Here is a 15256-nt window from a genome sequence, read left to right as displayed (position 1 = left end):
TTTACCCATTGTAGCAGTTAAAGAACCCAGGTTTGAAATTAAGTACAACTTCAGAAAGATAAATGTCTTTATAATAGATATTTGAATAAACTAATATGAAAACTATATGAAGTACAAATATACTATCTCTAGCTTATTTATTCTCACATTTATCACTCTGGCATCTCCAGCGAGAGGACAAAACTTACCATGTCCTCAAAAGGTTGATGATATAGCCCAAAATATCACCGTTTTAATTGAAAATAGAAATGGTGGTTCAGGAACTATCATCAAACGGGATGGTAATACTTATACTATTCTCACTTCTTTTCATAACGTTGCAGATAAAACTTTAAAATATACCCTTGTCACTCCTGATGGGCAACGTTATCCAATAGATGTTAAAAATATTAAGCAATTAGCAACAAATATAGATTTAACACTGGTGCAGTTTAATAGTAGTAGGAGTTATCAAGTGGCTAAAATTGGTAATTCTGATAACGCTAAACGTCGGGATAATGTTTATACTGCTGGGTTTCCTGCTAAAACTGGTGCAATTAATAGTTATTTGTTTGAATGTCGGAATGGACAAATTAACGCTAATGCTACCCAAGTAACCGTAGATGGTGGATATAATTTAATTTATACTAATAAAATTTTAAAGGGGATGAGTGGGGGACCAGTTTTAAATCAACAGGGTGAGTTAATTGGTATTAATGGATTAATAGAGGAAAACAGTCAAGGAAACACAGATAGATATGCTGGTGTTCCTATTAATACTTATGTGCGAATTACGTCAGATCAGCGTATTAAGTCGTCAGGAGTAGGTTTAAAAGCTGATGATTATTTTGCTGTAGCTTATAATAAATACAGTAAAGGAGATAACCAAGGAGCAATAGCAGATTTCACCAAAGCTATTGATATTGATCCTAACAATGCCGATGCCTACAACAACCGGGGAAATGCTAAATCTGATTTAGGAGATAAGCAAGGAGCAATAGCAGATTACACCAAAGCTATTGATATTAATCCTAACTATGCCTATGCCTACAACAACCGGGGACTTGCTAAATATAATTTAGGAGATAAGCAAGGAGCAATAGCAGATTACACCAAAGCTATTGATATTGATCCTAACTATGCCTATGCCTACAACAACCGGGGAGTTGCTAAATCTGATTTAGGAGATAACCAAGGAGCAATAGCAGATTACACCAAAGCTATTGATATTGATCCTAACCTTGCCCAAGCCTACAACAACCGGGGAGTTGCTAAATCTGATTTAGGAGATAAGCAAGGAGCAATAGCAGATTTCACCAAAGCTATTGATATTAATCCTAACTATGCCAATGCCTACAACAACCGGGGACTTGCTAAATATAATTTAGGAGATAAGCAAGGAGGAATAGCAGATTTCACCAAAGCTATTGATATTAATCCTAAATATGCCCTAGCCTACAACAACCGGGGAAATGCTAAATCTGATTTAGGAGATAACCAAGGAGCAATAGCAGATTTCACCAAAGCTATTGATATTAATCCTAAATATGCCGATGCCTACTTCAACCGGGGAAATGCTAAATCTGATTTAGGAGATAACCAAGGAGCAATAGCAGATTTCACCAAAGCTATTGATATTAATCCTAAATATGCCAATGCCTACTTCAACCGGGGAGTTGTTTATCATCAACAAGGAAACTACATAGCTGCAATATCTGAATATAATCAGGCGGTTGCTAAAGATGCCAATAGTTTAGGTGCTGTTATTAATATAGGCTTGATAAAATATGAACAGGGAGACAAAGAAACAGCTATTAAACAATGGCAAAAAGCCATGAAAATTGATAATAAATCAGCTGAACCCATATTAGCTTTAGCTGTGGCTTTATATACTAAAAGAGAAAAAGAACAAGCTTATCAATTAGCAGCGACTGCGTTAAAATTAAATAAAAACTTTGCTGATGTCAACTTTCTCAAAAAGAATCTTTGGGGTGATAAAATAATCAGAGATGCTAAGAAATTGCTATCTACTTTACCTAGAGAATTAAAACAATAATATTTTCTCAGAATCAGGATACCCAGGATTTAAGGATGTATAGGATGGTTATTTGTATAATGTTGATGGGTATTTGGGAAGGTTTGCTATCTGTGTTTCTATGATCCTGTTCATAACTTGACTATATCTGCCGGCACAGATTTCCACAATAATTTAATGATAGGGTAAATTCAGAAAGTTGTCAAGGGGTAGTGAAGGATAATCTTGACAATTTTGAGATGATGAAAATCCTGTAAATCTTAAAATCCTGGATATCCTGATTTTGACAAACAATAACCCAAGTTGCTAGTTATTAATTTTTGGGTGCGTCAGACAGAATAATTTAGGTGAAAATCACCAATTTTAAGATTATGATGCACTCTACTTCATCTAACTGGCAACTTACGTTAATATGTTAAAATCACAGTCAATATCCATCTTGTACATCCTAACATTTTGCTTATCCTGATTCAGACAGAAATTATTAAAGGTAACAAAAAATGGCTTATAGTGATTTTAAATTAAGTGAAATTATCCAAAAATTTGAATTGACATTAAATGAAGTATCGGGATTATTTGCGGATGTATCAGAAGAAGAACCTAGTGATTTATTAACAATAATTTTGAAAGAAAATGTTGATTTAGCAAATTCAATTAATACAGAAAAAGCTCGTTCGGAAATGATAATTAGCCCTATTTTATTAGAAGTGAGAAGGAAATTAAATAATCAAATTAGTCTATTTTCAGGAGTAGATTTTAATGTGGATAACCAACAAGGTTTAAATGGTTTTTGTGATTTTCTGATTAGTCTTTCTAAAGAACAGCTTTTTATCCGTGCACCTGTAATTACATTGGTAGAAAGTAAAAATGAGAACTTAAAATCAGGTTTAGCTCAATGTATAGCGGAAATGCTGGCTGCCCAACTGTTTAATCAACAAAAACAAAATCCGATTAAGATTATTTATGGTGCTGTAACTATCGGTACTATTTGGCAGTTTTTAAAGTTGGAAAATAAGATAATTTCTATTGATTTAACTGAATATTATATCAAGGATGTGAAAAAGATTTTAGGAATTTTAATCAGTGCGATTAAGCAGGAATAATTGACAATCAGATCCCCATAAGATCCCCGACTTCTGTAAGAAATCGGGGATCTGACTCTCAACTTACTTATTAATTTCTAATGATTTTATCATTGATTCTACCGTTGGTAAAAATCTATCATAGTCTTTTTCTGATGCGGTGTAGGTAATGCGATAAGCGGTACTTCCTCTTAAAGTTAGTAAATACATATTTTTGATTTTTTCATTACCATCTTTAGCAGTAACAATGATCATTTTACCTGGTTTGTTGGCAATAATAGCATCATTTTTTTTAATTATATCTGCCATATCTAAGGATGTTTTTAAATCGTCAACTTCTGATATTTGATAATTATCTAAATTCTGTGAATATTCAAAAGCATGAATAATCAACTTGGCTTTTAAATCAGGTTGAATAAATGTTACTATTTTACCGTAAGGATCTTCCGAGTCATCCCGGTTCCAACATTCAGGATATGGGATATTTACTAGATATTTTTGGTGAGAATATGGTAATGTTGATCCTCCACACTCAGCAACAGGACGTTTAATAAACAAAAATATTGCTAATCCTGTAATTGTAATTAGTAAAAAACTAACTACAATTATCCACCATACATTTAATTTATCACCACCACTTTTTAATACTTTTAGATCTTTTAATGCTTTTTGTGTTGTTTCATAACGTTCTGTGGGATCATAACTAACCATTTTATCTAAAATATTGGCCAATTTATGACTGACTTTGCTACTATTTCGCCAAATTATTTTTCTTGTGACACTATCTTCTTTTAAATTTAGAGCATCAATTCCTGTTAATGCTTGAATGCCAATGATTCCTATGGAATAAATATCACTATTAAGTTGTGGTTTTTTTCGTATTTGTTCCGGTGCCATGTATCCAAAAGTACCGACAATTGTTTGTACTGGATCTCCTACTTGCTTAACAGCACCAAAGTCAATAATGACAATTTTATTATCTTTGGTTCTTCTTCTAATATTACTAGGTTTTAAATCTCGATGAATAATTTTATTTTCATGAATTATTGCTAATACTTCCAGTATATCTATTAATAATTCAATTACAGAATTTTCATGCATAGTAACACCAGCAAGTTTTGATAATTCTTCTGTTAAATCATGTCCTTCAATGTATTCTTGAATGATGAAAAAATCCTGATCTTCTTGAACATAAGCTAAAAGTGTGGGAATTTGATTATGTTTGGGAAACTTTTGTAATGTTTGAGCTTCTCTGGCAAATAATTCTGTAGCTTTGTTTAATTCTTCTGGATTTTTGCTTGATGGGGTAAAATGCTTAACTACGCAACGATATCCCGGTAAGTCGTTGTCTTGTGCTAAATAAGTAGTACCAAATGTACCTTTTCCTAAAAGACTGATAATTTCATAACGTCTTTTAATGATTTTGCCGATCACTGTCTTCACTCCTCTAATCTATCCTAAACTATTTTTAACATAGCATATAGATAAATAAGGTAAAAATATCACTGGTAAAATTCTTGTATGCTGGGTATTTTACTAGCTAAACTGTTGTGCTTTTAACTTGAATAATTAATACAAGCAAGATGCTTGTGCTACTGTAACTTCAGGTTTTTTAATTATACAGTGAGTGCTGCACATTAGCTTATAAGTGTACCTCATTAAATTATAAAACGCTATATTTTATTAAACCTGATTATTTGCTATTAATTTTGATTGAATTAGCTTATACAGACAAGATAGTTCTTCCTCGTCAGGACTATGATAACAGGTTTTTTCGGCGATGTCAATAGCTGAAAATAACTTCGTCGCTTATTTTATGCGCTTGTAAGTGAAGGTTTACATGATTTTACGCAGCTTGTGTTACTATGTTTATAGTAGATTAGGCTTCTAGCCTGATTTATACAAGATATCTAAGACAATAAATCAATTTTTGTACCTGGGAAAATATGGATATTTTAGAAAGTGTGAAAATGGCCACTACTACATTATTAGCTAATAAGTTGAGAAGTAGTTTAACGATGTTAGGAATTATAATTGGCAATGCTTCAGTAATTGCGATGATTGGTATTGGGGAAGGGGGGCAAAAATTAGCTAGTAAACAATTTGAATCCTTAGGATCAAATGTATTATTTATTGTTCCTGGAAGTCCAGAAGGACGCAATAGAGTAATTTCTCAACCAAAAACTTTAGTTTTGGAAGATGCAAAAGCGATCTTGAGACAAGTAAGATCAATTAAAGATGTGAGTCCTGAAATTACCACGAGAGTAACGATAAACTACCGCAATAAAAACTCTAGTAGTTCAGTTATAGGAACTACTCCCAATTATTTAACTGTGCGTAGTTTTGAAGTAGAAAAAGGGAGATTTTTTGATGATTTGAATGTGAAACGCAATCAAGCAGTGGTGGTATTAGGTCCTGAACTAGCGAGAAAATTATTTGATAAAGAAGATCCTATTGGTAAAAAAATCCGCATTCAAAATGTAGCTTTTCAAGTAATTGGTATTACAGTGTCTAAGGGAACATTTCTGGGTAATAATAATGATGATGTGGCTTTTATTCCTATAACTACTATGTCTAGTAGAATTGTGGGTAAAACATCTCCCTATGGAATTGATCTATCTTTAATTTCCGTGTCTGCTCAAGATGAAAAGAGTATTAAAGCAGCAGAATTTCAAATTACTAATTTATTGAGATTACGTCATAAAATTACTGGGGAAGATGATTTTACAGTGAGAACTCAAAAAACCATTTTAGAAATTATTGGTACAATTACGGGAGGATTAACACTAATGTTGGCAGCGATCGCTAGTATTTCTTTACTAGTGGGTGGGATTGGAATTATGAATATTATGTTAGTTTCTGTGACAGAAAGAACCCAAGAAATAGGTTTAAGAAAAGCGATTGGGGCAACGCAAAATGATATTTTATTACAATTCATGATTGAAGCTCTAATTCTTTCTATAGCTGGTGGAGTTTTGGGAATTGCGTTAGGAGGAGGTGGAGTATTATTAGTGAGTATATTGACACCGTTAGAAGCAAAAGTTTCTTCAAGTGCGGTAATTTTAGCCGTGGGAGTTTCTGGTAGTATTGGGTTATTCTTTGGTGTTGTTCCTGCGCGTCGTGCGGCTCAATTAGATCCAATGGTAGCGTTAAGAACGGCCTAATAATTGATAATTGGAAGATTATTAATTATCTAAGGGATTGAGACATAAATTAGACAATTTTACAAATGTTAATAGTAAGGAAAAGTTGGTGAAAAATATGGCAAATACCGTGATAAATAATCATCATACAAATATTGATGATGGTAGGTCAGAATCAGGAATTATTCACATAGAAAATATTTGTAAAGTTTATGGTAGTGGAGAAACAGAAGTTAGAGCTTTAAATGATGTGAGTTTAGCAATTAAACAAGGTGAATATTGTGCCATTATGGGACCTTCAGGATCGGGAAAATCTACAGCGATGAATATTATCGGATGTTTAGATCGTCCTACTGCTGGTAGTTATTATTTAGATCAGGTAAATGTGGCGAATATGAATGATGTGGAATTGGCGCGTATTCGCAATAAAAAACTAGGTTTTGTATTCCAACAATTTCATTTATTACCACAATTAACAGCTTTAGAAAATGTGATGTTACCGATGGTTTATGCTGGTATTAAACCTGGAGAAAGAAAAGATCGGGCTAAAGAAGCATTAATTAGAGTTGGTTTAGAACATCGTTTAAATAATAAACCTAATCAATTATCAGGAGGACAACAACAAAGAGTAGCGATCGCTCGTGCAATTGTGAATCATCCTGTGGTATTATTAGCAGATGAACCTACTGGCGCGTTGGACTCTCACACTACCCAAGAGGTATTAGACTTATTTAATGAACTTAATACTAGTGGAATTACTGTAGTGATAGTGACTCATGAAACAGAAGTTGCGCGTCAAACAAAACGAGTGGTTTGGTTTCGTGATGGACAAGTTTTACATTCTCATTTAACTCCCCATGAATTACATCAATTAGTGTTATCTTAATGGGCGCAAAAAATGATATAAAATGGCGATATAGCAACTTAACATCAACGTAAACAGCAAGTAAATAACAGTAAACAACTAATTATGGGTGAAGCAAAACGTCGTAAAGAGACTATTGGCGATAAGTATGGTCAAGAAGCTAATATATTACCTTGGTTACCCATCACCAAAACCCAGGCGCAATTATTTGTAACTTGGACAACTCGCGGAGCATGGATTGGTATTGGTACAATGGTTGTTATATGGGTAACAATTAGATTTATTGGTCCGGCTTTTGGATGGTGGCAAGTTGCTGGATAATGAGCTTAAGATCCAGGACTAAGATCCCGGACTTCTTAAAGAAGTCCGGGATCTAGAGAAGGATCGGAACCGTAATAATAATTAATGGTAAAAAATAGAAAATGATCTTACATTTAAGCACTTGGCAAGAAGTAGAAACTTATTTAAAAAAATCCCCAGGAATTATAATTCCCATTGGTTCAACAGAACAACATGGACCGAGTGGTTTAATTGGTACAGATGCGATTTGTGCAGAAGCGATCGCTAAAGGAGTGGGAGAAATTAATCAAGCAATGGTAGCGCCAACCATTAATATTGGTATGGCCTTACATCATACTGGTTTTCCTGGTACAATTAGTTTACGTCCTAGTACCTTAATATTAGTAGTAAAAGAACAGATTACTTGTTTAGTAAAAGCTGGGTTTACCAAGTTTTATTTTATTAATGGACATGGTGGAAATATTGCGACTTTAAAAGCTGCATTTTCGGAAACCTACGCTTATTTAGAAGATTTAAAAATTGCTAATTATGAAAAAGTACAATGTCAAATTGCAAATTGGTTTATGTGTAGTTCTGTTTATAAACTAGCCAAAGAATTGTATGGAGATGAAGAAGGTTCTCATGCTACTCCTAGCGAAGTTGCTGTTACTCAATATATGTATCCACAGGCCATTAAAAAAGTGGAATTATCTGCCGAAGTTGCTAGGGGACATAAAATTTATGGTGCGAGTGATTTTCGTTCTCGTTACATTGATGGAAGAATGGGATCAAATCCTAACTTAGCTACACCAGAACATGGTAAACAATTTTATGATGTAGCTGTGGAAGAATTAAGTAAGGGATATTTAGAGTTTATCAAAGATGAATAGATCACAACCTTGACACTTGCGTAAGTTATCAAATATTCTGTTACTACAGATGCTAACCGTAAGCAGATCGCCTACAATTCTGTAGACAATCGCTTAAATGACAAGTGACTAGTATAATTTAATACTTACCTGTGAATACCCGTTCTGCAGGTCCTGTCATGTAGATTTTATCGTCGCTTTGTGACCATTCTATTTCTAAAGATCCTCCGGGTAATTCTATTGTGGCTGTGCGATCGCACTTATCATTTAATACTCCTGCAACCAGGGACGCACAAGCACCTGTACCACAAGCTAGGGTAATACCTGCCCCCCTTTCCCAAACTCGCATTTTTAAATAGTTGCGGTTAATAACTTGGATAAATTCCGTGTTAGTACGTTTAGGAAAAACTGGATGATTTTCAAATTGTGGACCAATTTTTTCTAAGTCTATCTGATGTACATCTTCTACAAAAGTGATACAATGAGGATTGCCCATACTTACACAAGTCACATTCCAAGTTTTATCACCCACTTCTAAAGGTTGATTAATAACTTGAAATTCAGCAGGTGCTAATGTAGTAGGTATTTCTATAGCTAATAAGCGGGGTGTACCCATATCTACTCTAATTTGTCCATCATCTGTCAGTTGAGGTGTAATTACTCCAGCTAAAGTATGAATGCGATAACTATCTTTAGTGCGGTTCACTCCTTCCAACTCCGTGAGAAATGCGGCTAAACAACGAATACCATTACCACACATTTCTGGTTCTGAACCGTCAGAGTTAAAAATTCGCATGGAGTAGTCAGTACCATTTTGACCAGGGAGTGCAAAAATTACACCATCAGCACCGATTCCAAAATGGCGATCGCACAATTCTATAGATTTTTGTGGTGTTAAAATGGGTGTAAGCGAAGAACGATTGTCAATGAGGATAAAATCGTTACCTAATCCGTGATATTTTGTAAATTCGAGAGTCATTTTGCTGTAAATGAATTATTAAGTATATATTACATGATGAGGAGTCAGCCGTCAGCTACAAGCTATCAGCAGATCGGAAATAATATTATATTTTTCACTGTGAAAAATCTCAAGTTTGACAAATTATCACAGAGAGGAAAATTGCCAATTTTACCAATATCAAGTATCATAAAAATTTAGGCTATAAAAACGTCACTAAAGCTAATAGATAAATTAACCAATACTAATTATAAGAAATAAAACAATGGCGAGTAATGACTTTGATACATCCTTACCTAGTATTCGACAAATTCAAAAATGTCAGAAAGAAAAATTAATAGTTGAAATCAAATTATTAACAGGAGATGTGATTATTGGTAATATCTTTTGGCAAGATCACAATTGTATGTGTATAGTAGATGATGTGGGTGGACAAACTACTATTTGGAAACAAGCGATCGCCTACATGAAACCTACTGGTATGATAGTACAAAAACGGAAATTAGTGCCACAAAATGCTAGTGTAGAAATTGCGTCTGAATAGACAAGTATAGTATGCAAACTGAAGCATAAGATCATCTTTATTAACTGACTGCTGACTACTGATAGCCGACAGCTATTTACTATTTGTCAGTAAACTATTTAATTTAGAAGCAGTTTCTTCCGGTTTACCCGACAAAGGAAACACTAAAATACTCTTAACATCTGGATTTTTTACCACATCATTTAACCGTGAAAATTGCTGTTCACTAAAAGCAATACCATCATAATTTTTCACATAATTTAATTCCTCCTGAAAATTAGCATCATTATAAACTTGAATAAATACTCTATCCACATTCCATTTTTCCCAGTCTGCAGCAAAATATCTTTTAGCCCAATAAGGATTATGATGACAAATATCAAAACTTACATTGGGATTTGCTTTTTTCATTCCCCCAATCATTTGTTGTACAAAAGCTGTTAGTTTAGTGGTACGATCTACTTTTCCTGGTAAATCAGCATGATAACCTAAATAATCATCCCATTGTACAGCGTCAATTTTAGGATATCTTTGTACAAACTCCACTAAAGTATTTTTAAATAAATTAGCAACTTCAGGAATTTCTACATCTAAAACATAATGTTCTATTCCTGGATAGGTTTTATCTATCCCTGGAACTATCCATTTTCGCGCAATTGCTAAATCAAAAATAGGACTGTCTTTATCTATTTTAATCCCTTTTTCAAAATAAGCATGAACTTCTATTTTCTGTTTATGGGCTTCATCAATTAACCAATCTAACCATTGATCCTCAAAGTTATTGGGACAACTTTTAAAACCTAAAGTTTGCTGCATAACTTTACTATTGTACATTGTACAACCATTCCCCCAAACACCATGAATAATAGTATTAAATCCTTGGGAACGAAAATAGCGTACTCGTTGACGAATTGTAGCTTCACTAGCATTATTAGTAACTTGATAACGACTTAAATAAATAGCTTTAATGCCTTTTTTATCCCAAGTATTTGCAGGTACTTTGGCAGTTAATTTACTTTTTTTCTGTGGTGTTTTATTAATGGTATTTTCTTGATTAGCAGTAATATCAGGCCTAGTTGATAAACTTGGTTGAGAAGAGGGAGGAATTACAGAAGGTTTGATCTTTGTAGTTGCAGTGTTGGTAGTTTGAGAATTTGCATTTTGACTATTAACAGAAATGACAGAAGGAGTAGGTTGTAAAGTAGGAGTAACTTGAGGTTGCAAAATAGGAATATTACCAATATTCAATTGGGGATTTTCTGCTAAAAAATTAGAGACAATATTAGAAACAAATTGACTAATTTTTAAATTATCTCTTTGGGTAAATAACCAATAACAACATCCCATAATTACGATAATTAAAGATAGAGGAATATTAGCACATCCACATCCACTGGGTTGTTTTTTGCTGTCTTGTTTGGGTTCTAATTTTTTCTGTGCCATAGTGATATATTGATTGAGTAATACAGTATTTTTTAGTCTATCTAGTCTATGAAATTTGTCTAACTCTAGCAGGTAAAATGCCTGCACTACTAATCAGATACTCAAAGACTTCATTAACATCAATAAGATACAACTCCGATGGTCTAATTTTCGGTTATATCTTTAAAAATGGTTACAAAAGTCCTCATAAAAATCTCAAAATTTCCTTGTTGACAAAATTAACAATATCTACCCATAATATAATTATGTTTATTTAAATTTAATTAAATTAAATTTAAATAAATATTAATTGGACATAATATACGGGTATTACCTCATAGTGTATTTATGAAAAAGTGACTTAGGAGGAGATCCCCAAATTCTTAAAGAAGTCGGGGATCTAGTCAATTAACTTACGTCATAACCTATCCATTGTCTTGTGTAAGCTATCAATTAAATGATCACAAAGTATAAATAAAGTATAAATAAAGTATAAATATGAGATTTTATGAACTTGAGTGAATTATAAACATTTAAAAGTATTTGTGGCTATTCATTAGTTTTACTTATTAATTATGCAAATATAATTTTATTAACTTTACAAAAACTTTATACTCATAAAAAACACCATTATAGTGGTATGATAAATAATATCTATCTTAGATTAGCGTAAATACCAGCATTATTAGCTTGGTTGTTATTTATGAAAGAAAAAATTTTTAGTAAAATTTTGCTGAGAGTAACAACAACGGTTACTTTAGCTTCCCTAACAACATTAGCCACAATTACTACCCTAGTTCAACCCAGTAACGGCCAAGGAACAAATTTTTACTGTGGCAAAAGTAAAGGGATACCTGTTACCTTTGCCCGTACTCAAGATGGGAGGAAAGTTACCATAATTAACTGGACATCAAATAGTTATTTTCCGCCACCTTGGACTGCTCAAAAACGTTGTGAAGAGGTATCACGAAGATTTCAACGCAGTAATGATAACCGTACTCTGAAAAATATTACTACTGGGACGCTTAGAGGTGAACCAGTTGTTTGTGCTGGTATTAAGAAAAATACTATTTGTACAGATAGGAATTTATTATTTACCCTCAAACGTGGGGTTAATCCTGGAGAGACTTTACGCAGACTGTTAGATCGTCGGGGTTTAGCTGCTGGTAATGTACTCAATGAAAGTGCAGATGACGCAATCAATATTGATTTCGATCTTTATCTGGATAATGCTACGGTTGAAGCAGATTAAATTAACATGAATTGGCGTGTATTAAAAGTTATTACTTATATAGGCAGTTTGTCAATGTTGGTTTTAAGTTCAGTAGCAACTATAAATACTTACACTGAACCATCCAATATTATACAACTGCCCACTCAATTATCACTAGTACAATTACAGGAAAAAGCAATGGCAATTACTGTAAAGATATTATCAACAGAGTTTTTGGGTTCAGGAATATTACTGAATAAACAAAATTCAGTTTATAGAGTATTAACCAATGCCCATGTTTTACGAGCAGATAATCCACCCTATCGTATTCAAACACCAGACGGAGAAATCTATCAAGCAGATGTACCAAAAAATATAAATTTTCACAATTATGATTTAGCAATATTGGAATTTTCGAGTATTAAAAAAGTGTATTCTGTGGCCAATTTTGGTAATGTTCCCAAAGTAGGAGATGAGGTATTTGTGGCTGGTTTTCCCATGGAGGAGGAAAGTCAACAAGTCAGCTTTGTATTCATTGGTGGTACAGTATCTTTGGTGTTATCAAAAGCCTTAGAAGCTGGTTATCAAGTGGGATATACAAATCGTTTAGAAAAAGGGATGAGTGGCGGTGCTTTATTGAATAAGCAGGGTGAGGTTGTAGGTGTAAATGGAATGCACGCTTATCCTTTATGGGATGCTCCTTCTATGTTTATTGATGGTTCCCAAGCAGAGGAAAAGTTACATCAAGAAATTGTACGTTTGAGTTGGGCTATACCAATAGATCAGGTAGTGCAAATGATGGGTAAATTCGAGATATCTAATTCAGATTTTCATAGATAGTTATCCGAAGACGCTGGTTTTCACATTGCACCAAATTTATTATCTCAGATTTTGACAGAGGAAGGCAAATAAATGAATTATGAATACACAATTCTAGCAATTATGAAGATTAAGTATAAAATATTAACAGTAATCAGTGGAGTATTAATCACATTTATTCAGTCGGAAGTTGCTCAGGCAATATGTAGTAATACTAAAGTAGATAGAATCGCTGAAAAAATAACTGTTTTAATCAATAGTCGAAAACCAGGTTCTGGTGTAATTATCAATAAAAAAGGTAATGTTTACACTGTGCTTACAGCTTATCATGTTGTTGATGATCCAAAACTTAAATATGAAATATTGACTGCAGATAAACAAATACATCAATTTAATTATGAAACAGTAAAACCCCTAGCAAATAATCTTGATTTAGCTATTTTAGAATTTACAAGTGATGAAGATTATCAAGTTGCTAAATTTAGTAATTCTGAAAAAATAAAAAGAGGAACAAAAGTTTATGTGGCTGGTTATCCAGTAAAAACTGGAGCCATAAAATCATCTATTTATGATTGCCGAGACGGGAAAGTAATAGAAAATATTGGTAAAACTTATATTAATAATGATGGCTATAATTTAAGTTATGATAATCCTACATTACCAGGAATGAGTGGAGGAGCAGTTCTAAATGATGCCAAGCAAGTTATAGCAATACATGGTAGAGGTGAAAGAGCAACTGAGATCATTCCTGATCTTATCAATAGGGATGTTGCTATTATAAAATCAGGAAGAAATTCAGGAATTTCCAGCAGTATTTTTCTACCATTATTAACTAGAATTGGGGTAAGTGTAGATATAATTTCACCAACAGATACTATAGCAAATTCTAGTACCAATACTGATAAATTGGAAGAATTTTTATTTCAAGGTAGCTGGAAAGAAGCTGATCAAGAAACAAAATCTCTATTGTTAGCTATGAGTCAAAGTTCTAATATAATTAATGAAAAGGGAATTTCTCGATTATCTTGCACCAGTTTAAGCAAGATAAGTCAAATGTGGAAAACCAGTAGTCAAGGGAGGTTTGGTTTTACGGTGCAACTACAGAAGTGGAAAGAGTTATTTGGGAGCAAATTTGAATCAAATAACCAAAATTTTGCAGACTTTGCTACTGAATTAGGCTGGCGTTATCGTGGTAGATACATCCCTAATGAAGATATTAACTATTCTACAGATGCTCCTGTTGGACATCTTCCTAAATTATTTTTAGATGGTCCTATTTGGGGAAAATTTATTGCCTATTTGGACAGTTGTAAGATATAGTTTAGTATAATAATTCCATTCCCTCGCAATTCAATAATTTGCATTTTTTTAATCAATTTTTTTCATCTATTGAGGTATAAAAATGTCCAAGAAAATTAGCTATCTATCTTATTTAATGAAAATCTTTCTACTTTCAACTCCATTAGTATTTATGGAGTCTTTTCCAGTGTGGGGACAGTCTTCTTCTGCTCAACCAGAAGTGGGTTTTGAAGTTGACGGACAATCACAACTGAATCAAATAGTCCTACCTTTATATAGATATGTAGGCGAATGTCCTAGTTCCCAAATTTATATAGGTAAAGTAAAAGCATGGTTTACGTCATCCACAGAACCTCCAAAAAAGGGCAGAAAGGTTATTATTAGAAATATTAGCAGAGGAATGTCTCCTGATAATTTTCCCTTTACGGAACGCGACTATAGCAAAGGTAGATCATCCCAATCAACTGAGATAACTAGTGGTACTGAACATCGCAATAGAGTATTTGTGGTAAAAAGAGATAACAATGACTTTGAGTATGAAATTAGAGAAGAAAATTCCGTAATTGAAAGAGGACAATTTTCTGCTTTTGTGACTAGTAGTTCTACTGTCTCAGAAGTTAATCGAGAAGCAACAGAAACAGATAAAGGATATTGTGCAGAAAAAGGCAGTGGTTTATTAGGTTTTTTATCTTGTCGTCGGTGGGTATCTAACAAAGTTAGAGAGTGTCCTAAGGACTAAAATTATATAGGGACAGGGATTGCTGAAAAAA

Annotated in this window: 14 protein-coding genes; 11 read left to right on the top strand and 3 right to left on the bottom strand. The window is 33.3% G+C overall.

The window, feature by feature from the left end; genetic code table 11:
- Positions 1-106 precede the first annotated feature (106 nt).
- Both H6F32_RS03845 and H6F32_RS03840 read left to right on the top strand, forming a co-directional pair.
- Positions 107-2035, top strand: coding sequence for a tetratricopeptide repeat-containing serine protease family protein (locus H6F32_RS03845; RefSeq protein WP_190368022.1), 1929 nt, complete (start codon positions 107-109; stop codon positions 2033-2035).
- A 479-nt stretch (positions 2036-2514) separates the two neighbouring features.
- Positions 2515-3117: a hypothetical protein gene (locus tag H6F32_RS03840; protein WP_190368021.1), complete on the top strand. Its 603-nt coding sequence runs from the start codon at positions 2515-2517 to the stop codon at positions 3115-3117.
- A gap of 63 nt (positions 3118-3180) precedes the next feature.
- Here H6F32_RS03840 and H6F32_RS03835 read toward each other — a convergent pair whose 3' ends face one another.
- A complete protein-coding gene (locus H6F32_RS03835) occupies positions 3181-4530 on the bottom strand; it encodes a protein kinase domain-containing protein (protein WP_190368020.1) in 1350 nt (449 codons plus the stop codon).
- 512 nt (positions 4531-5042) lie between these two features.
- Here H6F32_RS03835 and H6F32_RS03830 point away from each other — a divergent pair.
- The 4 genes from H6F32_RS03830 to H6F32_RS03815 all read left to right on the top strand — a co-directional run bounded on the left by H6F32_RS03830 (position 5043) and on the right by H6F32_RS03815 (position 8273).
- A complete protein-coding gene (locus tag H6F32_RS03830) occupies positions 5043-6260 on the top strand; it encodes an ABC transporter permease (RefSeq protein ID WP_190368019.1) in 1218 nt (405 codons plus the stop codon).
- Between the two features lie 97 nt (positions 6261-6357).
- The gene (locus H6F32_RS03825) at positions 6358-7125 is read left to right on the top strand and encodes an ABC transporter ATP-binding protein (RefSeq protein WP_199294465.1); all 768 of its coding nucleotides are present in this window, start codon (positions 6358-6360) and stop codon (positions 7123-7125) included.
- A gap of 84 nt (positions 7126-7209) precedes the next feature.
- The gene (locus H6F32_RS03820) at positions 7210-7425 is read left to right on the top strand and encodes a DUF2839 domain-containing protein (protein WP_190368018.1); all 216 of its coding nucleotides are present in this window, start codon (positions 7210-7212) and stop codon (positions 7423-7425) included.
- A 101-nt stretch (positions 7426-7526) separates the two neighbouring features.
- The gene (locus H6F32_RS03815; protein WP_190368017.1) at positions 7527-8273 is read left to right on the top strand and encodes a creatininase family protein; all 747 of its coding nucleotides are present in this window, start codon (positions 7527-7529) and stop codon (positions 8271-8273) included.
- A 118-nt stretch (positions 8274-8391) separates the two neighbouring features.
- Here the strand turns inward: H6F32_RS03815 and dapF are convergent, their stop codons facing one another.
- A complete protein-coding gene (gene dapF, locus H6F32_RS03810; protein ID WP_190368016.1) occupies positions 8392-9231 on the bottom strand; it encodes a diaminopimelate epimerase in 840 nt (279 codons plus the stop codon).
- A 244-nt stretch (positions 9232-9475) separates the two neighbouring features.
- On the opposite strand from dapF, the gene H6F32_RS03805 reads away from it, so the two are divergent.
- Complete coding sequence (locus tag H6F32_RS03805) at positions 9476-9754, top strand: Hfq-related RNA-binding protein (RefSeq protein WP_190368015.1); 279 nt, start codon at positions 9476-9478, stop codon at positions 9752-9754.
- Positions 9755-9826: 72 nt separating this feature from the next.
- Here H6F32_RS03805 and H6F32_RS03800 read toward each other — a convergent pair whose 3' ends face one another.
- Complete coding sequence (locus H6F32_RS03800; protein WP_190368014.1) at positions 9827-11176, bottom strand: family 10 glycosylhydrolase; 1350 nt, start codon at positions 11174-11176, stop codon at positions 9827-9829.
- Between the two features lie 682 nt (positions 11177-11858).
- Between H6F32_RS03800 and H6F32_RS03795 the strand changes: the two genes are divergently transcribed.
- The 4 genes from H6F32_RS03795 to H6F32_RS03780 all read left to right on the top strand — a co-directional run bounded on the left by H6F32_RS03795 (position 11859) and on the right by H6F32_RS03780 (position 15225).
- A complete protein-coding gene (locus tag H6F32_RS03795) occupies positions 11859-12407 on the top strand; it encodes a COP23 domain-containing protein (RefSeq protein WP_190368013.1) in 549 nt (182 codons plus the stop codon).
- 6 nt (positions 12408-12413) lie between these two features.
- Entirely contained in the window at positions 12414-13208 is a 795-nt protein-coding gene (locus tag H6F32_RS03790; protein WP_190368012.1) for a serine protease, read from the top strand.
- Positions 13209-13280: 72 nt separating this feature from the next.
- Positions 13281-14507, top strand: coding sequence for a GUN4 domain-containing protein (locus H6F32_RS03785; RefSeq protein ID WP_190368011.1), 1227 nt, complete (start codon positions 13281-13283; stop codon positions 14505-14507).
- 82 nt (positions 14508-14589) lie between these two features.
- Complete coding sequence (locus tag H6F32_RS03780) at positions 14590-15225, top strand: hypothetical protein (protein ID WP_190368010.1); 636 nt, start codon at positions 14590-14592, stop codon at positions 15223-15225.
- The last annotated feature ends 31 nt before the right edge of the window (positions 15226-15256 follow it).

Origin of the sequence: Anabaena sp. FACHB-1237 (assembly GCF_014696225.1) — a bacterium.
In the GTDB taxonomy this organism is placed as follows: domain Bacteria; phylum Cyanobacteriota; class Cyanobacteriia; order Cyanobacteriales; family Nostocaceae; genus FACHB-1237.
The sequence above is the reverse complement of the archived record's forward strand: the minus strand, read 5'-3'. Positions and strand labels throughout refer to the sequence as shown.

What these genes read in the sequence shown, in the direction of transcription:
- H6F32_RS03845 (WP_190368022.1), top strand. Translation starts at nt 107, where the DNA reads ATGAAGTACAAATATACTATCTCTAGCTTATTTATTCTCACATTTATC.
- H6F32_RS03840 (WP_190368021.1), top strand. Translation starts at nt 2,515, where the DNA reads ATGGCTTATAGTGATTTTAAATTAAGTGAAATTATCCAAAAATTTGAA.
- H6F32_RS03830 (WP_190368019.1), top strand. Translation starts at nt 5,043, where the DNA reads ATGGATATTTTAGAAAGTGTGAAAATGGCCACTACTACATTATTAGCT.
- H6F32_RS03825 (WP_199294465.1), top strand. Translation starts at nt 6,358, where the DNA reads ATGGCAAATACCGTGATAAATAATCATCATACAAATATTGATGATGGT.
- H6F32_RS03820 (WP_190368018.1), top strand. Translation starts at nt 7,210, where the DNA reads ATGGGTGAAGCAAAACGTCGTAAAGAGACTATTGGCGATAAGTATGGT.
- H6F32_RS03815 (WP_190368017.1), top strand. Translation starts at nt 7,527, where the DNA reads ATGATCTTACATTTAAGCACTTGGCAAGAAGTAGAAACTTATTTAAAA.
- dapF (WP_190368016.1), bottom strand. Translation starts at nt 9,231, where the DNA reads ATGACTCTCGAATTTACAAAATATCACGGATTAGGTAACGATTTTATC.
- H6F32_RS03805 (WP_190368015.1), top strand. Translation starts at nt 9,476, where the DNA reads ATGGCGAGTAATGACTTTGATACATCCTTACCTAGTATTCGACAAATT.
- H6F32_RS03800 (WP_190368014.1), bottom strand. Translation starts at nt 11,176, where the DNA reads ATGGCACAGAAAAAATTAGAACCCAAACAAGACAGCAAAAAACAACCC.
- H6F32_RS03795 (WP_190368013.1), top strand. Translation starts at nt 11,859, where the DNA reads ATGAAAGAAAAAATTTTTAGTAAAATTTTGCTGAGAGTAACAACAACG.
- H6F32_RS03790 (WP_190368012.1), top strand. Translation starts at nt 12,414, where the DNA reads ATGAATTGGCGTGTATTAAAAGTTATTACTTATATAGGCAGTTTGTCA.
- H6F32_RS03785 (WP_190368011.1), top strand. Translation starts at nt 13,281, where the DNA reads ATGAATTATGAATACACAATTCTAGCAATTATGAAGATTAAGTATAAA.
- H6F32_RS03780 (WP_190368010.1), top strand. Translation starts at nt 14,590, where the DNA reads ATGTCCAAGAAAATTAGCTATCTATCTTATTTAATGAAAATCTTTCTA.